Annotated in this window: 15 protein-coding genes and 1 riboswitch; of the genes, 12 read left to right on the top strand and 3 right to left on the bottom strand. The window is 34.7% G+C overall.

Going from position 1 to position 19,822, the window contains the following annotated elements; translation table 11 throughout:
• Positions 1-94: 94 nt before the first annotated feature.
• The 9 genes from NKR20_RS16000 to NKR20_RS15960 all read left to right on the top strand — a co-directional run bounded on the left by NKR20_RS16000 (position 95) and on the right by NKR20_RS15960 (position 14,042).
• Positions 95-979: a LysR family transcriptional regulator gene (locus tag NKR20_RS16000; RefSeq protein WP_253427564.1), complete on the top strand. Its 885-nt coding sequence runs from the start codon at positions 95-97 to the stop codon at positions 977-979.
• Between the two features lie 40 nt (positions 980-1,019).
• Positions 1,020-1,892 carry a tetratricopeptide repeat protein gene (locus tag NKR20_RS15995; RefSeq protein WP_253427562.1) on the top strand — a complete coding sequence of 291 codons (873 nt, stop codon included), beginning with the start codon at positions 1,020-1,022 and terminating at the stop codon, positions 1,890-1,892.
• A 218-nt stretch (positions 1,893-2,110) separates the two neighbouring features.
• Complete coding sequence (locus tag NKR20_RS15990) at positions 2,111-3,400, top strand: globin-coupled sensor protein (RefSeq protein ID WP_253427560.1); 1,290 nt, start codon at positions 2,111-2,113, stop codon at positions 3,398-3,400.
• A 295-nt stretch (positions 3,401-3,695) separates the two neighbouring features.
• On the top strand, positions 3,696-5,084 hold the full coding sequence (hemG, locus tag NKR20_RS15985) for a protoporphyrinogen oxidase (RefSeq protein ID WP_121215171.1): 1,389 nt from the start codon (positions 3,696-3,698) through the stop codon (positions 5,082-5,084).
• Positions 5,085-5,167: 83 nt separating this feature from the next.
• Positions 5,168-5,267: riboswitch (SAM riboswitch) on the top strand.
• 105 nt (positions 5,268-5,372) lie between these two features.
• Positions 5,373-7,220 (top strand): bifunctional homocysteine S-methyltransferase/methylenetetrahydrofolate reductase, encoded by a 1,848-nt coding sequence (locus NKR20_RS15980; RefSeq protein ID WP_253428168.1) that lies wholly within the window; start codon positions 5,373-5,375, stop codon positions 7,218-7,220.
• Positions 7,213-10,644, top strand: a complete 3,432-nt coding sequence (gene metH / locus NKR20_RS15975) for a methionine synthase (protein WP_253427558.1) — start codon at positions 7,213-7,215, stop codon at positions 10,642-10,644. Before NKR20_RS15980 ends, metH begins: the two co-directional genes overlap by 8 nt.
• 531 nt (positions 10,645-11,175) lie before the next feature.
• Entirely contained in the window at positions 11,176-12,231 is a 1,056-nt protein-coding gene (gene desA / locus NKR20_RS15970) for a Delta(5) desaturase DesA (protein WP_211330921.1), read from the top strand.
• 73 nt (positions 12,232-12,304) lie between these two features.
• The gene (locus NKR20_RS15965; protein WP_253427556.1) at positions 12,305-13,432 is read left to right on the top strand and encodes a sensor histidine kinase; all 1,128 of its coding nucleotides are present in this window, start codon (positions 12,305-12,307) and stop codon (positions 13,430-13,432) included.
• Between the two features lies 1 nt (position 13,433).
• Positions 13,434-14,042, top strand: a complete 609-nt coding sequence (locus tag NKR20_RS15960) for a response regulator transcription factor (protein WP_121215165.1) — start codon at positions 13,434-13,436, stop codon at positions 14,040-14,042.
• 30 nt (positions 14,043-14,072) lie between these two features.
• Here the strand turns inward: NKR20_RS15960 and NKR20_RS15955 are convergent, their stop codons facing one another.
• From NKR20_RS15955 to NKR20_RS15945, 3 genes are all read right to left on the bottom strand, one after another.
• Positions 14,073-15,047: a proline dehydrogenase family protein gene (locus NKR20_RS15955; protein WP_121215163.1), complete on the bottom strand. Its 975-nt coding sequence runs from the start codon at positions 15,045-15,047 to the stop codon at positions 14,073-14,075.
• Between the two features lie 102 nt (positions 15,048-15,149).
• Positions 15,150-15,902: an ABC transporter permease gene (locus tag NKR20_RS15950; RefSeq protein ID WP_253427554.1), complete on the bottom strand. Its 753-nt coding sequence runs from the start codon at positions 15,900-15,902 to the stop codon at positions 15,150-15,152.
• Positions 15,899-16,621, bottom strand: coding sequence for an ABC transporter ATP-binding protein (locus NKR20_RS15945; RefSeq protein WP_253427552.1), 723 nt, complete (start codon positions 16,619-16,621; stop codon positions 15,899-15,901). Before NKR20_RS15945 ends, NKR20_RS15950 begins: the two co-directional genes overlap by 4 nt.
• Before the next feature lie 340 nt (positions 16,622-16,961).
• Here NKR20_RS15945 and NKR20_RS15940 point away from each other — a divergent pair, with 340 nt between their 5' ends.
• From NKR20_RS15940 to NKR20_RS15930, 3 genes are all read left to right on the top strand, one after another.
• Positions 16,962-18,437, top strand: coding sequence for a nicotinate phosphoribosyltransferase (locus NKR20_RS15940; protein ID WP_253428166.1), 1,476 nt, complete (start codon positions 16,962-16,964; stop codon positions 18,435-18,437).
• 4 nt (positions 18,438-18,441) lie between these two features.
• Entirely contained in the window at positions 18,442-19,269 is an 828-nt protein-coding gene (gene nadE / locus NKR20_RS15935; RefSeq protein WP_253427550.1) for an ammonia-dependent NAD(+) synthetase, read from the top strand.
• Positions 19,270-19,448: 179 nt separating this feature from the next.
• Entirely contained in the window at positions 19,449-19,790 is a 342-nt protein-coding gene (locus NKR20_RS15930) for a hypothetical protein (RefSeq protein WP_253427542.1), read from the top strand.
• Positions 19,791-19,822: the final 32 nt, after the last annotated feature.

Here is a 19,822-nt window from a genome sequence, read left to right as displayed (position 1 = left end):
TTATTATAGTGTTAACTATACATGAGTACAATTTATTGTTTTTATCGATATCATTACAAAAAGTTATCAATTGAAGAGAGAGGTAATTGTAATAATGGAAATCCAAGCACTGGAATATTTTAAAGTCGTTGCAGAGTTGCAACATATGACTCAAGCAGCTGAGGAATTGAATATTTCACAACCTGCATTAAGTAAATCTATTTCAAATATAGAAGCAAAAATTGGAGTGCCTCTCTTTGATCGGCAAGGACGTTCAATTTTCCTAAATCGATATGGCAAAATCTTTCTTGAAAGTGTTGACGTCATACTTAATGAGTTTGAAAAAGCACAAGAAGAGATTGGTGGACTAGTGTTGCCTGGGTATGGGGAAGTATCTCTTGGATTTATTCATAGTTTAGGTATGGAAGTGGTCCCTGAGCTGATGGCGAAAGTTCCAAAAAAATATCCCAACATGAGATTTTCTTTAACACAAGCGTCTTCTTATAATTTATTGAAGGGACTAGAAGAAGGCAGTATTGATTTATGTTTATCGCAACGAATTGAATCAAAAAATATGAGAATTGAATGGATTGAATTATGGAGTGAAGAATTATTTGTAATCGTTCCAAAAAATCACCGTTTTGCATCGAAAGAATCAATCAGGCTAGAAGAAATTAAGGATGAGCCGTTTATTTCGATTAAAAAGGGAAATGCTCTTCGTCAAATAGTTGATAGCTTTTTAAAGCAAGTCGGGATAACAACGAATACAAAGTTTGCAGGGGAAGAAATGCATACGGTTGCTGGATTCGTTGGTGCTGGTTTAGGGGTTTCGTTGATTCCAAATATAAAAGGTATAAATGAATATAACATTTGTAAAATCCGTGTAAGCGACCCAATCTGCGAAAGAAAAATCGGTGTTTCTTGGGCAGGGCATCGTTACCTATCTCCTGTAGCAAATCAATTTATCGATTATTTAGTAGAAAATTTTAAAGAGAAATAACAATGTTTTGAACTATTTAATCAAAAAGGTGTAGATAACTTTGCGCAATGAGAATAATGAATTTATACAATTACTATATGAACATATTGAATTGTTTAATGAAAATGAGATAGAAGAGGCTATTAAACTCTATGACCTTGCAGTAAGCGGGGATAGTGAAGCGATGATTGAGATCGCTCATATTTACCGTTTATGGGGGGATTTTAGTGCTGCAGTAAATTGGTATAAAGAAGCTTCTAAGTTAGGTAATCAGAATGCTAACTATGAATTGGCAAACTGTTACTTTGAAGGTCTAGGTGTAGAAGAGGATTATGAAGAAGCTTTTCGCCTCTATAAAGAAGCGGCTGAAAATGGTCATGCTGATGCAGCTAATAATTTAGCGGATATGTATCTGAATGGTGAAGGTGTACCAGTTAACGAAAAGGAAGCATTGTATTGGTTTGAAAAAGCAGCAGAGCAAAATGTAATGGAAGCCATGTTTACACTAGGAATTATGTATGAACAAGGTATAGGAATTCCATTAAACCAAGAAAAAGCCTTTCAATATTATTTGAAATCTGCAGAGGGTGGATATGATGATGCTCAATATCGGGTAGGTACAATTTATTTAGATGGGATATTAGGACAAGAAAAAAATATCTCCCTTGCTCTTGAATGGTTTGAAAAAGCTGCTGCATCTCACCATATTGACTCAATTTATAACTTAGGATTTTTATATGAAAATGGCATTGGAGTTTCTAGAAATGGAAAAAAAGCGCTTTATTATTATAAACGAGCCGCCCTTCTTGGGGACTCCCAAGCTAAACTGAATATTGCTAAAATTTATGAATATGGAATTGATGTACCCAAGGATTTAAAAGAGGCAGCGAAGTGGAGAAAATCTGCAATGGCTCAAATGGATTTTACAGAGTAATTATTTTAATTTTTTACAGAGTGCAACAAAGTCAAATTCGGCTTTGTCGACACTCTGTTTTTATTTTTTTTATTTACAAATTTTAGGAGAATTTTATACTATAATATCATTCGAAGGTGATATATTCCAAAAAAGTGGCATATATAATTAGGACTTAGGTTTATTGTACAAAAGTATTAGGTATATATGAATAGTAATTATTGGAGGGGAAGCAAGGAATGTTCTTTAAGAAACACGAAAAATCAGCTCGGATCAGTTTAGATAATATTATCGTCGAATTAGATGTTTCATATAAACCTAAATACAAAAAACAAGTTAAAATGATCAATTTAACGGAACAAGATTTGAAATATTTAGTGGTATTAAAACCTTATATTGAAAAAGATATTTATGAAATTGTTGATCAATTTTATGATGCGCTCTATGTGGAAGATTATTTGATTAAAATAATTAATGAAAATAGCTCAATGGACAGATTAAAAATTACTCTTAGAAAACATCTAATAGAGCTATTTGAAGGGAAAATAGATAGAAGTTATCTAGAAAAACGGAAACGGATTGCGCAAGTCCACGTACGGATTGGTTTAAAAACAAAATGGTATATAGCAGCATTTCAGAATTTATTAGTCACTTTTATAGATATCATTGAAAAAAATATAAGCAATCCAACTGATCAAATGAATTTAATTCGAGCTGTATCAAAGATTTGCAATCTTGAACAACAACTTGTTTTAGAAGAATATGAAAATGCTATAGAACAATTGAAGGCAGATATTGATAATCAAAAGCAACAAATTAGTCAATCGATTATTCAATCTGCTGCAAGTTTAGCTGCGATTTCTGAGCAAACAAACGTTACATTTAATCAAATCAATGATCAATCTGAGGAAATCACAAATACTGCATTGAAAACAGCAGAGTTATCGAATTTAGCTGAAGTCAAAGCGGCTGATGGTAAGATAAAAATTCAACATCAACATGAGAATATGTTAAACATTCGAGATACTGTTAATGACATATCTTCAAACATTGAGAAACTATTGAAGGTTTCAGATGAAATGGAAAAGATAATTAGTATCGTAACAACGATAGCAGACCAAACGAATCTACTATCTCTTAATGCTTCGATTGAGGCAGCGAGAGCAGGAGAGCATGGTAGAGGATTTAGTGTAGTTGCAGCAGAGGTTAGAAAGTTAGCGGATCAAACGAAGGACTCGACACTATCAGTAGAAATGCTCTTAAAGAGTAACAAAGAGCATACAACGAATCTTGCAGAATCATTAAAACGAATACAAGAGGAAGTTCAGTGTGGAGAAAAAAGTATGAATGATACAGAGGAGCAGTTTTCACAAATATTAACGGTCATGCAAGAGTCTAAAGTTCATAATGAGATAATTAAACATGAAATACACCATTTACACAGTGTGATTAGTGAGTTGTGCATGACCTTTGAGGAAGTAACGAGCTCAGCAGATAATTTGGCATTGATTGCAAAGGATTTAAATTAGATATATTGAAAGCTGTGTTAAAAGTGCAAATGACTTTTAACACAGCTTTTCTTTGTAAAGGATATAGTGCTTCTGCGTGACCGGATTGAGATGCAAGCATACTCGTCTTCTAATAATGTGCTCCTGCGGTGGTCGCAATAAATTGCCACCATCCTCGTCGCAAAGGAGGCGTCTCAAAATTTTTTTCAGACGCCTCCTTTCTTGACTTAATATTGTAAAACACCTAGCAGTTACTTTTGTTGAAAAACGTTTATACTATAGTTACGGAGATTGAATCGTGTAGGGAGTTGTAATGATGAAAACTGTAGTGGTTATCGGTGGCGGTATTACTGGATTATGTACTATGTATTATTTGAAGCGACAAGCAAAAGAAAATGACATGGCGATTCGCTTAATATTAGCTGAGAAAAACCCTTATCTTGGAGGGAAAATGCATACCGTTTACGAGCAAGGGTTTATTATGGAGACGGGTGCAGATTCTATGGTGGCACGCCATCCAAGTGTGCTTAAACTGGTGAAAGAGCTTGATTTTGAATCAGAACTTGTTTATAACGAGACAGGGATATCGTACATACATACGAATAATGAACTCCATGCCATTCCTGCAGGATCGACTTTTGGAATTCCGATGAGTGTGGAGTCATTAAATTCAAGTACATTAATTTCTGAAGAAGGTAAAAAAAGAGTTTTACAGGACTTTGAATTGCCAAATACAAAGTTTACTAAGGAAAATTCAATTGGCGAATTTTTAGAGTATTTTTTAGGTAAAGAAATTGTTGAAAAGCAAATTGCCCCTGTATTAGCAGGCGTATATTCAGGAGATTTATATCAATTATCTTTAGCTTCTACCTTACCGTACTTAGTAGATTATAAAAATGAATATGGCAGCATTATTAAAGGGTTCGAAGTAAATAGAGAACAATTTGATAAAGCAGCGAATAAAAAATTTGTTTCCTTTAAAAAAGGTCTATCATCTTTAATTAATCGACTAGAAGAGATGCTACCAGAAGTAGAATTTTATAAAAATACTGCAACTACAGAAGTAACGAAAAATAGTAACGGATATAACGTAACTTTTGACAATGGCGAATCGATTCAAACGGATGTTGTTGTATTGGCCGTGCCAAATAACGTTGTTCGTAACCTATTAAAAGACAAACAGCTAGAATCTGATTTAGAGAAATTTACAAATGGGTCTGCAATCACGATGTATTTAGGATTTGATATACCGGATGCCGTGCTACCAGCAGATGGAACAGGGTTTATCGTTTCACATAACAGTGATTTAGTTTGTAATGCTTCTACTTGGACAAGTCGCAAATGGAAACATACTTCGGAAAATGGAAATTTATTAGTACGCTTATTCTATAAAAGTAATAATCCTAAATACGAAGAACTTGTGGCAATGACAGATGAAGAATTAACGAAGGTTGCTCTTGAAGATATACGGCTAAGTTTGAACATCGAAGAAAAACCTGTTGTTGTAAATATTGAAAAGTGGATTAACGCAATGCCGAAATATGATTTAGCCCATAATGAAACATTGCAGGTAGTATTAGACAAATTAGATTCTCAATATCCGAACCTCTTTGTTGCAGGTTGTTCTTATTTTGGTGTAGGTATAGGTGCTTGTATTGAAAATGGTAAAAATACTGCAGAAAAAGCGATAAAAGCATTGAAATAATAGATTATTTCGTATATTCGTTTAATTCTATTGACTAAAGTGGAATTTAAAGATATGATTCAATTTAATATACAATTTCATATCACTTATCAAGAGAAGTCGAGGGACTGGCCCGATGAAGCTTCAGCAACCAACGTAACGTAAGGTGCTAAATCCAGCAGGCGTTATGCCGAAAGATAAGGAGGAACTATTAAGATAATCGAGCCTTCTTTCTAACGAAGAAGGCTTTTTATTGTTATAGAAATGACAGAAAATTTTTGAAAGTATGTTTTTTTGGGAGATGAAAAAATGGGTCTACTTGAAGCATTAAAATCCAAAGTGTTAACGGCAGATGGTGCGATGGGAACTTTACTATATTCTTATGGACTTGAACATTGCCATGAGGAGATGAACCTCGTAAAGCCTGAACTGATAGAAAAAATTCATAGTGAATATATTTTAGCTGGTGCAGATGTTATTCAAACAAATACATATGGTGCAAACGCGATAAAGTTAGCGCGGTATGGACTTGAATCCAAAGTTGTTGAAATCAATGAAGCAGCTGCTAAATTAGCGAAAAAGGCTGCATCAAGTGGTAATCAATTTGTTATTGGATCCATTGGTGGAATTCGTGGTGTACGAAAAAGTGAAGTAACACTAGATGAAATTTTAGATGCGATTCGTGTACAAGCAGAAACATTAATTCGTGCAGATTTAGATGGACTGTTACTTGAAACATACTTTGATTTTGAAGAACTAACTGAAACATTAAAAATGTTACGCAATATGACGGATCTACCAATTATTGCTCAAGTATCGATGCATGAACCGGGTGTCTTACAAAATGGCTTGAAATTAAACGATGCTTTACAACAGCTTGAAAGCCTAGGTGCTGATGTTGTTGGTGTGAACTGTCGATTAGGCCCTCATCATACAATCCAAGCATTAGAGGGGGTAGAACTACCTCAGAATGCCTTTTTATCGGCTTATCCGAATGCATCCCTTCTAGATATCGAAGAAGGCCGTGTTATTTACGAATCGGAAATTGATTATTTTGCACGTGCTGCTGTTCAGTTACGTAACCAAGGTGTTCGTTTAATAGGTGGATGTTGCGGAACGACACCAAAACATATTGAAGCGGTTAAAAAGCAATTAGCACAATTAAAACCATTGACAGAAAAACGAACAGTACAACAACCGGAAATATATATCCAAGATGCAGAGCCTACTAGAGTGGAACCTTTACACGAAAAAGTTAAACGTGAGCGTTCTGTCATTGTTGAATTAGATACACCAAGACATTTAGAAATTGATTCATTTGTCGAGGGTGCCAAAGCCCTTTATAACGAAGGTGCAGACATTATTATGATGGCGGACAATTCCCTTGCGTCTCCACGTATTAGTAACGTTGCGATGGGTTCAATTTTAAAATTACAACATGGTATTCGTGTAATGCCTCATTTAACATGTCGTGACCGCAACCTAATTGGTCTGCAATCCCACTTAATGGGACTAAGTGCTTTAGGAATGAACGATATTTTAGCTATTACAGGAGATCCAACAAAAATAGGTGACTTCCCAGGTGCTACTAGTGTTTATGATGTGTCTTCCATGGAACTCATTTCATTAATTAAACAATTAAATGAAGGAATTTCCTTCTCAGGGAAAGCACTTCGTAAAAAGGCGAATTTCTCGGTAGCAGCTGCCTTTAATCCAAATGTACGTGTATTAGATCGTGCTGTAAGTCGTCTTGAGAAAAAAATCGAACATGGTGCGGATTATTTCATCTCCCAACCAGTTTATTCTGCAGAAAAAATTGTAGAGATTTACGAAGCAACGAAACATTTAGAAGCTCCAATTTATATTGGAATTATGACGTTAACATCTTTCCGAAGCGCTGAATTTTTACATCATGAAGTACCAGGAATTAAATTATCCGATGAAGTACTAGCAAGAATGAAAGCGTGCGAAGGGGATAAAGAGCGCGAAGCACAAGAAGGCGTAGCGATTGCAAAAGAATTACTAGATACAGCAACAAAATACTTTAACGGTATATATTTAATTACACCGTTTTTACGTTACGATTTAACACTACAATTAATGCAATATATCAAACAACTTGATGAGCAGAACGAAGGAGTAGAAGCAAATGCATAACCATCCAATCGAGGAACAGTTAAAAAATAGAATATTAATTATCGATGGGGCAATGGGAACAATGCTTCAACGAGAAAATTTAACTGCTGAAGATTTTGGTGGGGAAGAACTTGAAGGATGTAATGAAAATCTTGTTTTGACTCGACCAGATGTTGTTGAAAACATTCACCGTGCGTATTTAAAAGCTGGTGCAGATATTATTTGTACAAATACGTTTGGTGGTACGCCCCTTGTTTTAAACGAATACGGATTAGGATATAAAGCAGAAGAAATTAATAAACGTGCTGTTGAACTAGCTTTATCAGCTGTTAACGAACACTCAACTGAAGAATGGCCACGTTTTGTAGCAGGTGCAATTGGTCCAACAACGAAAACTTTATCTGTTACTGGTGGAATCACGTTTGACGAGTTAACAGAAAACTTTTACGTACAAGCAAAGGCATTAGTAGAAGCTGGAGCACATTTGATTTTGCTTGAAACAAGTCAAGATATGTTAAATGTAAAGGCTGCAACTCTTGGTGTGAACCGTGCCTTTGAAGAAACCGGTAAAACATTACCAATCATGGTTTCAGCAACAATCGAGCCAATGGGAACAACATTAGCTGGACAAACAATTGAAGCATTCTATATTTCAATTGAACATATAAAACCATTATCAATTGGACTTAACTGTGCAACTGGTCCGGAATTTATGACAGATCATATTCGTTCATTAGCGGATTTATCTACAAGTTATATAAGTTGTTATCCAAATGCTGGATTACCAGATGAAGAGGGACACTACCACGAAACACCTGAATCTTTATCGATTAAGTTACGTGGTTTTGCAGAAAAAGGTTGGTTAAATATCGTTGGTGGATGTTGTGGTACTACGCCTGAACATATCCAAGCAATCCGTGAAGCAGTAGAAGGACACAAACCAAGACAAGCACCAAATGAAACACATGGTCATGTCGTATCAGGTATTGACCCACTTTTATATGATGATTCTATGCGACCATTGTTTATTGGTGAACGTACAAACGTTATTGGTTCACGTAAATTTAAACAGCTAATTATTGATGGGAAATTTGAAGAAGCTGCTGAAATTGCTCGTGCCCAAGTAAAAAATGGGGCTCACGTTATTGATATTTGTTTAGCAAACCCAGATCGTGATGAACTTGAAGATATGCGTAATTTCATGCAAGAAATTGTGAAGAAAGTAAAAGTGCCTTTAGTAATTGACTCAACAGACGAGAAAGTTATTGAAGAAGCATTGAAGTATTCACAAGGGAAAGCAATTATTAACTCTATTAACCTAGAAGATGGTGAAGAGCGCTTTGATGCGGTAATGCCTATTGTGAAAAAATACGGTGCTTCTGTTGTTGTGGGAACAATCGATGAAGAAGGTATGGGTGTTACAAGAGAGAAGAAATTGCAAATTGCGGAACGTTCTTATCAATTGTTAACGGAAAAATGGGGTCTAGCACCGGAAGATATTATTTTCGACCCGCTTGTTTTCCCTGTAGGTACTGGGGATGAGCAATATATCGGTGCTGCAGAAGAAACAATTGAAGGTATCCGTTTAATTAAAGAAAAATTCCCAAGAAGCTTAACGGTACTTGGTGTAAGTAACGTATCATTCGGTTTACCTCCTGTTGGACGAGAAGTGTTAAATGCAGTGTTCTTATATCACTGTACACAAGCTGGCCTGGACTATGCGATTGTAAACACAGAAAAGTTGGAGCGTTATGCATCCATTCCGGAAGAAGAAATTAAATTAGCAAATGATTTAATTTTTAATACAAATGATGAAACGTTAGCTGTATTTACTGATTTTTATCGTGATAAGAAAAAGGAAAAGACCGTTGCTAACATTCCTGATACAGTTGAAGAACGTTTAGCGTATTACATTGTAGAAGGTACAAAAGAAGGTTTAATTCCTGACTTAGAAGAAGCTCGTAAAATTTTTGATACACCTTTAGATATCATTAACGGACCTTTGATGGCTGGAATGTCTGAAGTAGGGCGTTTGTTCAATGATAATCAATTAATCGTTGCGGAAGTTTTACAAAGTGCCGGGGTAATGAAAGCGGCAGTTGCCCATCTTGAACAGTACATGGAGAAAAACGAAGAATCTTCAGGTAAAGGAAAAATCGTTCTTGCCACTGTAAAAGGTGACGTGCATGATATCGGTAAAAACCTTGTAGATATCATTTTAAGCAATAATGGCTATAAAGTGGTGGACCTTGGTATTAAGGTAACGCCAGCACAATTAATCGAAGCGATTCGAAAAGAAAAGCCAGACTTTGTTGGTCTTTCAGGTTTACTTGTAAAATCTGCTCAACAAATGGTATTAACTGCACAAGACTTCAAAGAAGCGAATATAGATGTTCCAATTTTAGTTGGTGGAGCGGCGTTATCGAAACGTTTTACAGAGACAAAAATTGCTGCTGAGTATGACGGTCCTGTTATTTATTCAAAAGACGCAATGCAAGGGTTAGAGCATGCGAACCGTTTAATGGATAATAATGAACGTGAGGCTTTCCTTCAAGAGCTTCGTGAATCAAGAGAAAAACGTTTGCTTGCCGATGAAAAACGTGCTGCCCGTCCTGTGAAAGAAGGGGCAGAAAAACCGGTTAGAACTGTTAAAGATGCACCAGTATATGTACCAAAAGATTTAGTCCAACATATTAAACGTAACTACTCTGTTGCTCATTTACACCCATATGTAAATATGCGTACATTAATTGGACATCACCTTGGTTTAAAAGGAAATGTTGAAAAGTTATTAGCAGATAACGATCAACGTGCAACTGAATTATATAATCTTGTAAATGAATTTTTAACGTCTGATTTATTAACACCATCTGGAATGTATCAATTCTTCCCAGCTCAAGCTGATGGCGATGATGTAGTAATCTACAGTCCAGAAGATAGTAAAACAGAAATTGAACGTTTCCATTTCCCTCGTCAAAAAGAGGCACCATATTTATGTCTATCGGATTTCTTAAAGCCAGTTGATAGTGGTGAAATGGATTATGTAGCACTAATGGTTGTGACAGCAGGTAAAGGTGTGAAGGAAGTTGCCGAACAGTTTAAGGAAGACGGTAAGTTCTTGGAAAGTCATGCACTACTTGCAACAGCACTTGAGCTTGCGGAAGGTTTTGCAGAACGTATCCATCAAGAAATCCGGGATGTATGGGGCTTCCCAGATGCAACGGATTTCACAATGCGTGAACGTTTTGCAGCGAAATACCAAGGTCAACGTTTCTCATTTGGATACCCAGCTTGTCCAAACTTAGAAGATCAAGAGAAGCTATTTAAATTATTAAAACCAGAACAAATAGGTGTGCAATTAACGGAAGGCTTTATGATGGAACCAGAAGCAAGTGTTTCTGCTATCGTATTTGCTCATCCAGATGCACGATACTTTAACGTATAATCGTGAATGCCTCGAAAGAATTGTTTCTTTCGGGGTTTTTTTGTGTCGATTTTCTTATCTGCGGTAATGAGAGACAAAACTAGTATGAAAAATAAACGGAGTGACTTTCATGTGCGTGATGAAGGACAAATCAATCGAGAAAATTAATTGGAGTGACCTTCAAAAACATTAATAAGGTCAACCATGCAAGAAAGTTAATGGAAGTGACCATCATAGCCATAATTAATCTCAATTCAAAGTACTTACTGTGGATAGTATTTAAAAAATTTACAAAGAAATTATGGTGAAAAATTATCAAGTAAATAATTTTTTTGAAACCCAGCCAAAAAATGAAACTAAGTATTTATTAGAATATCTACAATGAAACTTGCTATCCTAAATTATGTCGTGAATAGCTTTCCAATCATAGAATTTCCAGTTTGTCATATGACATTTGTAATGAAATTAATGTGATGTTTGCTTCTACATGTCACATTGCCTTTTCTTTATGATTAGTTTAGATAGTTAAGAAAGAAGGTTATTACTTTGACAATGACAGATGCAGAAAAAACGAAGAAGTTGCGCAAAGACGTGGCACCGTTTGCAAAATCTGAATTAAAAACGAGTATTTTTCAAATTTTCAACACCATCGTACCGTTACTTGTTATTTGGGCAGCAGGATATTATTTATTACAATTTTCACCTTGGCTTACAGTAGCGTGTAGTGTACTGGCTTCCGGCTTTGTCGTACGTACGTTTATTATTTTCCATGACTGCACACACGGTTCATTTTTCAAAAGTAAAAAAGCCAATGACATTGTAGGAAACATTACAGGTATATTAACTTCTTTCCCATACCAAAAATGGAAACGTGAACACACAATACATCATGCAACAAGTTCTAACTTAGACAAACGCGGAATTGGCGATATCGATATGTTAACAGTGGATGAGTACTTAGAAAAATCTAAGCTTGCTCGTTTTGGTTATCGATTATATCGTAACCCACTCGTTATGTTTGGATTAGGTCCTTTATATATGGTATTAGTATTAAATCGATTTAATCGTAAAGATGCTAAACAAAAAGAACGTTTAAACACTTATTTCACAAATATCGCTTTACTAGTGATTTGTGTGACATTAATTTTAATATTCGGTTGGCAAACATTTTTATTAGTTCATGGCATCACATTATTTATCGCAGGAGCTCTTGGAATCTGGTTATTCTACATTCAGCATACTTATGAAGATTCATATTTCGAATATGATACTGAATGGGATTATGTAAAAGCGGCAGTCGAAGGTAGTTCTTATTATAAATTGCCAAAGATTTTACAATGGATTACTGGTAACATTGGTTTCCACCATGTCCATCATTTAGCACCAAGAGTACCAAACTATAAATTAGAAGAAGCACATGAATCAATTGAACCGCTACAAAGAGCTACGACAATTACATTAAAAACAAGTGTAGAGTCAATTCGATATAAACTATATGATCCAGATCGTAAAAAGTTTGTTTCGTTTAAAGAAGTAGATGCATTAGTTAAAATTAGAGAAAAATCAATAAGAGCGAAAGCGAAAAACATGAAAGCCATCTCTAAATAAGAGATGGTTTTTCTATAGCTTGAGATGTTTGTTATAATATATTAGAAAATTTATGAATTCAGCGAGGAAAACCATGCAAAGTTGGTATACAATTTTACCGAAAAATCCGTGGGTTAGTATTTATGTTTGGATTATTTTTTGTATCATGCCCTTTTACTTTATCATTCGATCATTTTCCTTTGTTCAAATTACAATCGGAATAGTCTTGATATTACTGTATTTCTTATCTCATCGCTTTTCTTTTAAATCCCAAAATGGCCTTGTCTATATGTGGGTTAGTTTCGAAATGGTATTAAATATTGCCATGACCTTAATGTTTGGCTATATTTATTTGTCATTATTTACCGCATTCTTTATTGGCAATATTCGAAATACTGTTGGATTCTTTATCATGTATGGATTGCATATTGGATTTACTGTTGTATCGATTGTTGCCGGTTATTTTATTGATTTACATTTGTTTCTATCGCAAACGCCTTTTATTATCATTACGGTAATTGGAGTTGTACTACTTCCATTTACTTTATACAGCCGAAATAAAAGAGAAAATTTAGAAGGCGAACTTGAAAATGCTAAGGAGCGCATTGAGGAACTGATTATTCATGAAGAACGCCAACGAATCGCGAGAGACCTTCATGATACATTAGGCCAAAAGCTATCGATGATTGGATTAAAAAGTGATTTAGCAAGTCGCTTGGTGACAAAAAATCCTGAACAAGCGTTACAAGAAATTAAAGATATTCGTCAAACGGCGAGCATAGCATTAAAAGAAGTTCGTGAACTTGTTGCGGATATGCGTGCTGTCAAATTGCAGGAAGAAATTATTAGAGTGGAACAAATATTAAAAGCTGCACAAATTGACCTTGAAGTAAATGGAGATGCATCAAATTTAAACATCCCCGTATTAATTGAAAATGTTCTAAGTATGTGCTTAAAAGAAGCCATCACGAATGTTGTAAAGCATAGTGGAGCTAAAAAATGCATTATTACAATTAAAAGAACCTACAACGAAATTTCGATTTGCATTATAGATGACGGCAAAGGATTTAATGATAAACTAAATATTACAGGAAATGGATTAAAAGGGATGCAGGAACGTTTGGAATTTATTAACGGCTCACTTAAAATTGAAAGTAAGAAAGGTTCGAAGCTTCATATTAGTGTACCGCTAGCCATTACACACCAGAAAGGAAATGAGTGAAATGATACGAATTGTCATTGCTGAAGACCAAGGCATGTTACTTGGTGCAATGAAATCACTTCTTAATATGGAAGAAGATATGGAAGTGGTAGGACTTGCAAAAAACGGTGAAGAAGCAGTTCAATTAGTCAAAGAACATCAGCCTGATATATGTATAATGGATATTGAAATGCCTGTAAAAACGGGCTTAGATGCAGCTGAAGAATTACATGAAGAAACTGATTGTAAAGTGATTATCTTAACAACTTTTGCAAGACCAGGATATTTTGAACGTGCACGAAAAGCGGGGGTGCGCGGTTATCTATTAAAGGATAGCCCAATTGAAGAACTTGTTAATTCTATTCGGGTTATAATGGATGGACGACGTATTTATGCACCGGAATTAGTAGATTTCGTTTATGAAGATGATAGCGAAAATCCATTAACAGAACGAGAAAGCCAAGTGTTAGAACTTGTTGCTGAAGGAAAAACAACGAAAGAAATTGCAGCAGAGTTATTTTTATCTGCAGGTACAGTGCGAAATTATATCTCTACTATTTTAGATAAATTAGGCGTAGGCAATCGAATCGAAGCGATTTCTCGGTTTAAGGAAAAGGGTTGGAATAAATAAAATGGATGGCGAGGAGCCATCCATTTTTATTTATTTCTTTTTAGTTAATCGTCCTAAAATAAATGCTGCTGCAGCAACGCCTAGTACTGTATTTGTTTTCTTAGTAAACACTTGTTTTGTCACAAGGTTTAAGTTTTGTGGACGTTCTGCTAAGCGACGCATGAAGTAACCGTACCAGTCGCTACCAAATGGAACGTACGTACAGAAGTTGTAGCCTTCTTTTGCAAGTTCAAGTTGCATTTCTTTACGGAATCCATAAAGCATTTGGAACTCAAATTTATCATTTGGAATGTTATGGTCTTTTACAAATTGTTTTACATGATTAATGATGTTATGGTCATGTGTTGCAATTGATGTAAATTTACCATGTAGTAAGTGATACTCAATTAGATCGATAAAGTTTAAGTCGATATCGTGCTTATCTTGGTAAGCTACATCTGCTGGTTCTTTATAAGCACCTTTTACGATACGTAAACGGTAGTTTTTATATTTTTCAATATTTTCTTTTGCATTGAAGAAATATGCTTGAATTACTGTACCAACATTATCGTATTTTAATGAAAGTTGATCTAATAAATCAAATGACGGTTGAAGACGTGCATAGTTCTCCATATCAATATTAATGTGCATATTATATCGAGCTGCTAATGCAACAATTTCTTCTAAGTTGTCATAGCAGAAATCATAATCAATATCTAAACCTAGTTGAGAAGGTTTAAGGGAAATATGAGCATCCACGTCATTTTCATGAATTGCTTCAATTACTTCAAGAATTTGATCTTTCGCTTTAATCGCTTCAGATTTTTCGTAAACGAATTCTCCAAGATTGTCTACAGTACAAGAGATTCCTTGTGCGTTTAATTCTTTAATACTTTGAATTACTTCAGGAATATTTGTACCAGCTACTACACTTTGGGCACCAAGTCTAAGACCATACTTCTGAGCTGCGCTGTTTAAAAGTTGATTTTCGGATAAGTTATAGAAGAAATCTCTTAATATTGGCATAATAGGTACCTCATTTCTTTTTTTAAGTTAAACTTATTATAACATACGGAAAATTGCTAGAAGTGAATTGCAAATACTTTAAATATTACGATTTTTTCTCTATTATACATTTTTAATTATTTGCATACGTTCATTAAATAATGTAGGATAACTCAAAAATCCAACGATTATACTTGAAAGAGCAGCAGTTGTTAATAATCCAAAAATGATTAGGATTTGGAATTGGACTGCTTGGACGGGATCGGCACCTCCTATTATTTGACCACTCATCATACCAGGTAGTTGAACAAGTCCAATTGTTTTTTGACTCTCAATGGTTGGAATCATACTCGCTTTAATGGCATTTGTTAATTGAGTATGAATTGCTTGTTTCGGTGTACCTCCAAGAGAGAGAACTAGCTCGATTTGATCGCGGCTACTTTCAACTTCTGCAGTAAATCGATTTAAAAATAATATCGATAACACCATAGAATTCCCAATAAGCATGCCACTAATAGGAATAATGTACTGAGCTGTAGCTGGTATTATATGAAGACCAATTAAAATTCCTTGTGTCACAACTTCTACTACGATTAGCGTAAGTGCAATCTTCCATGTGATTCCTTTGATAGCTTTCCCTTTTTTTCTAGCATTTAACGTTGCTGCAACAATCATTAATGTAATCATTAACAAAATATAAATAATGCTTTCGGTTTCAAATACAATTTTTAATATATACCCAACGATTAATAATTGAATAATGGATCGGACCGTTGCTATAATCGTATCTTTTTCAAGATCTAATTTAAGCGATTTTGATAAGACTAATGGGATAAGGACAAAAATTAGGGTTAAAGATAATGTTGTATAACTCATGCTTCTGTTACTCCGGAGACAAAATTTTGAATCAGTTTATTTGTGTTCGTCCATAAAATATTTGTCTCTCCACTTTCTATTAATTGCCCCTCCATCATAACCCATGTATAATCTCCAACTCGTTTCGCTTGTTCAATATTGTGGGTAATCCAAATGATTGTTACATCATATTTTTGATTAATTTTTAATATAAGTTGTTCAATTTCATTTACAGAAGTAGGATCGAGTGCAGAGGTAATTTCATCTAATAATAAAACTTCCGGTTGATTGATTAAAGTGCGCGCAATGGAAACCTTTTGACGCTGACCACCAGACAAATCCTCTGCTTGTCTATGTAAAAAAGATTCATCGAGACCAACATCATTTAAAAACTTTATGGCTTCATTCTCTGGAAGCTTTTTATTTTGTAATGTGAAAGGTAATGCTAAATTTTTGTAGACTGTGCCTCTTATGATAGGTGCACTTTGTAAAACAATTCCAACTTTCCTACGAAGTGTAGTCGGTTCATATGAATGAATTGAATTGTCTTGAATATAGATTTCACCTGAAGTAGCTGAATAGAGACCATTACATAATTTAAGTAATGTTGTTTTCCCAGCTCCTGAAGGCCCGACAAGAGTAGTAATTTTCCCTTTATTAAATACTCCATTAATATTATTTAAAATTGACAGCTCATCTTTTTCATAACATACATTTTCAAATTTTATAGCTGGTATCATGAAATTCTCCTAAACTAAAGTATATCTTTATTATAACGATTTCGATTAAATCTATAAATTTATTAGAATGGAGACATCATAAAAAAAGCTAACTCATGAAATGGAACAAGAGTTAGCAACAACTTACTTCTAGTCTTAAAAGGGGGAGAAGACTAGTGTAATGTTATTTTTACCGTGTAGACAGAAAACTATACATAAGACTACCTTATCAGTTAAATTTTGTAATTATAAATCAACTAATAATGGAACTATACACAATATTTAAAGTGTTTAAACAATACCTGAATTTAGTAAATAGTGTATACTATGACTAATTATGAAACTGGAAGAAGGGGCAAAAATGAAATCGAATTATGCTGATGATAGCTTGACTCTACACACTGATTTATACCAAATAAATATGGCAGAAAGCTATTGGGCTGACGGTATTCATGAACGAAAAGCCGTTTTTGAATTATATTTTAGAAAGCTTCCATTTGGAAATGGATATGCCATATTTGTAGGGTTAGAGCGAATTTTAGAATATTTACGTGATTTCAGTTTTTCACAATCGGATATTACTTATTTAACTGAAAATCTAGGATATAAAGAGGACTTTATTGAGTATTTACGAAATTTAAAATTTACTGGCTCAGTCTATTCAATGGTTGAAGGAGAACTGGTTTTTGCAAATGAACCTATTCTAAGAGTGGAGGCACCACTTGTAGAAGCTCAATTAATTGAAACGGCCTTATTAAATATTGTCAATTATCAAACGTTAATTGCTACGAAAGCAAGTAGAATAAAGCAAATTACTAAAAATGATGGTTTAGCAGAGTTTGGAGCACGTCGAGCGCAAGAGATGGATGCGGCAATTTGGGGAGCACGTGCAGCGGTTATTGGAGGATTTGATTCAACTTCTAATGTACGTGCAGGTAAGATTTTCGATATTCCTGTATCCGGAACACATGCACACTCTTTAGTACAAGCTTATAAAGATGAATATGAAGCTTTTCATTCTTATGCAAAACGTCATAAAGACTGTGTATTTTTAGTAGATACTTATAACACATTAAAATCCGGCGTTCCTAATGCCATCCGAGTGGCAAAAGAATTAGGAGACAAAATTAATTTTATCGGCATTCGTTTAGATAGTGGAGATATAGCGTTTTTATCAAAAGAAGCAAGAAGAATGCTAGATGAAGCTGGATTCCCAAATGCAAAAATTATCGTATCAAACGATTTAGATGAATATACAATACTTAACTTAATTGCCCAAGGTGCAAAGGTGGATTCATGGGGAATTGGGACAAAATTAATTACTGCCTATGATCAACCTGCATTAGGTGCTGTATATAAATTAGTATCGATTGAAAATGAACATGGAGAAATGGAAGATACGATTAAAATTACAGGGAATGCTGAGAAGGTTTCAACTCCTGGATTGAAGAAAGTATATCGCATTATTAATCGCGAGAATGGGAAAGCAGAAGGCGATTATATCGTGATGGCTGATGAAAATCCGCAAGAGGAAAAGCGCCTTAAAATGTTCCATCCAGTTCACACATTTATCTCAAAGTTTGTTACTAATTTTGAAGCAAAAGAATTGCATCAAAAAGTAATAGATAAAGGTCAAATTGTATATGAAAGCCCATCTGTACTGGAAATGAAACAGTATGCAACTGACAATCTGGAACTTTTATGGGAAGAATATAAACGTTCACTAAACCCTGAAGAATACCCAGTAGATTTAAGTCAAAAATGTTGGGATAACAAAATGCGTAATATTGAAGAAGTAAGGAACATGGTGCACAATATCGAGTTCGGTGAGGAGTGATTGTATGGGTACTCTACAACAACGAATTATTGACGAATTGAAAGTTTTGCCAAAGATTAACCCGGAAGAAGAAGTTCGAAAATCCGTTGACTTCTTGAAGGAATATGCAAAAAAGCATTCATTTTTAAAAGGCTTTGTCATTGCGATTAGTGGTGGACAAGACTCAACCTTAACAGGAAAGCTTGTTCAAATTGCGGTAGATGAGTTGAATGAAGAAGTAGGAGAAGCGAAATATTCCACTTTTGCCATTCGTCTTCCATATGGTTTTCAAGCAGATGAACAAGACTGCCAAGACGCGCTTACATTTATACAACCAACAAAAGTGTTTGAAATCAATATTAAACCAGCAGTAGATGCAAGTGTTCAATCGCTTTTGGATGCTGGAATTGAACTAAGTGACTTTGCAAAAGGAAATGAAAAAGCCCGCGAGAGAATGAAAGTACAATATTCCATTGCAGCTATGAAAAATGCGGTTGTGGTAGGTACGGATCATGCAGCTGAAGCGATTACTGGTTTTTACACTAAGTATGGAGATGGCGGGGTAGATTTAACTCCAATATTCCGATTAAATAAGCGTCAAGGAAAACAAATTTTAGCTTATTTAGGTTGTCCAGAGCATTTATATTTAAAAACACCTACTGCCGATTTAGAAGAGGAACGACCTGCGCTGCCTGATGAAACTGCTTTAGGTGTTTCCTATGAGTTGATTGACGACTATTTAGAGGGTAAGGAAATCCCAGAGGAAGCAAAAACTATTATTGAAGGTCATTATTTAAGATCACAACATAAAAGAAACTTACCAATTACAATTTTTGATGATTTTTGGAAATGATGTTGCATATAGTGTAGAAAGAGGATTTATTCCTTTTTTCTACACTTTTTCTTTTAGAATCAAAATATTTAATAAAAATTGTAAATAATTTAGTTTTGTAGGCTTAAGAAGTAAAACGAATATACCGATGTATTAGTTAAAGGTAGGTATATAGTTATATAAAAGGGGGGTAAGTGCTTATGAGAACAACTCGTGTCCAATCTGTCCCTAGTAGTATCTTTAAAAACTCAAGACAATATTTACATTCCAACGAGTTATTTTATCGAACGATGCAAGAAAATGAGAGTCGAGGGCGTCAACAAAGGGGTCAACAGCAAGAACAAGCGAACAATAGACAATCTACAAGTCTCGATAAAAAAAGAAAATTAAAAAGAACGCAAAACAAATTTTTTGTAAGGGGACTGCATCTAGATGCTGATACAACAGCAACTATGCGGAATAGTCTATTAGAACGGGCAATAAAAATCAATGCTGCCTATAAAAGAAAAGCGAGAATAAGCATTTACCGAACTTCTATATAATTGAAAAATCTAGGAACACCTCAAATGAATTG

Source organism: Ureibacillus endophyticus, from assembly GCF_024159215.1.
GTDB classification, from domain to species: domain Bacteria; phylum Bacillota; class Bacilli; order Bacillales_A; family Planococcaceae; genus Ureibacillus; species Ureibacillus endophyticus.
The sequence above is the reverse complement of the archived record's forward strand: the minus strand, read 5'-3'. Positions and strand labels throughout refer to the sequence as shown.

Coding starts and splice junctions, on each gene's coding strand:
- desA (WP_211330921.1), top strand. CDS start 11,176: ATGACAGATGCAGAAAAAACGAAGAAGTTGCGCAAAGACGTGGCACCG.
- NKR20_RS15940 (WP_253428166.1), top strand. CDS start 16,962: ATGAAATCGAATTATGCTGATGATAGCTTGACTCTACACACTGATTTA.
- nadE (WP_253427550.1), top strand. CDS start 18,442: ATGGGTACTCTACAACAACGAATTATTGACGAATTGAAAGTTTTGCCA.
- NKR20_RS15960 (WP_121215165.1), top strand. CDS start 13,434: ATGATACGAATTGTCATTGCTGAAGACCAAGGCATGTTACTTGGTGCA.
- NKR20_RS15990 (WP_253427560.1), top strand. CDS start 2,111: ATGTTCTTTAAGAAACACGAAAAATCAGCTCGGATCAGTTTAGATAAT.
- NKR20_RS15950 (WP_253427554.1), bottom strand. CDS start 15,902: ATGAGTTATACAACATTATCTTTAACCCTAATTTTTGTCCTTATCCCA.
- NKR20_RS15945 (WP_253427552.1), bottom strand. CDS start 16,621: ATGATACCAGCTATAAAATTTGAAAATGTATGTTATGAAAAAGATGAG.
- NKR20_RS16000 (WP_253427564.1), top strand. CDS start 95: ATGGAAATCCAAGCACTGGAATATTTTAAAGTCGTTGCAGAGTTGCAA.
- NKR20_RS15955 (WP_121215163.1), bottom strand. CDS start 15,047: ATGCCAATATTAAGAGATTTCTTCTATAACTTATCCGAAAATCAACTT.
- metH (WP_253427558.1), top strand. CDS start 7,213: ATGCATAACCATCCAATCGAGGAACAGTTAAAAAATAGAATATTAATT.
- NKR20_RS15930 (WP_253427542.1), top strand. CDS start 19,449: ATGAGAACAACTCGTGTCCAATCTGTCCCTAGTAGTATCTTTAAAAAC.
- hemG (WP_121215171.1), top strand. CDS start 3,696: ATGAAAACTGTAGTGGTTATCGGTGGCGGTATTACTGGATTATGTACT.
- NKR20_RS15965 (WP_253427556.1), top strand. CDS start 12,305: ATGCAAAGTTGGTATACAATTTTACCGAAAAATCCGTGGGTTAGTATT.
- NKR20_RS15980 (WP_253428168.1), top strand. CDS start 5,373: ATGGGTCTACTTGAAGCATTAAAATCCAAAGTGTTAACGGCAGATGGT.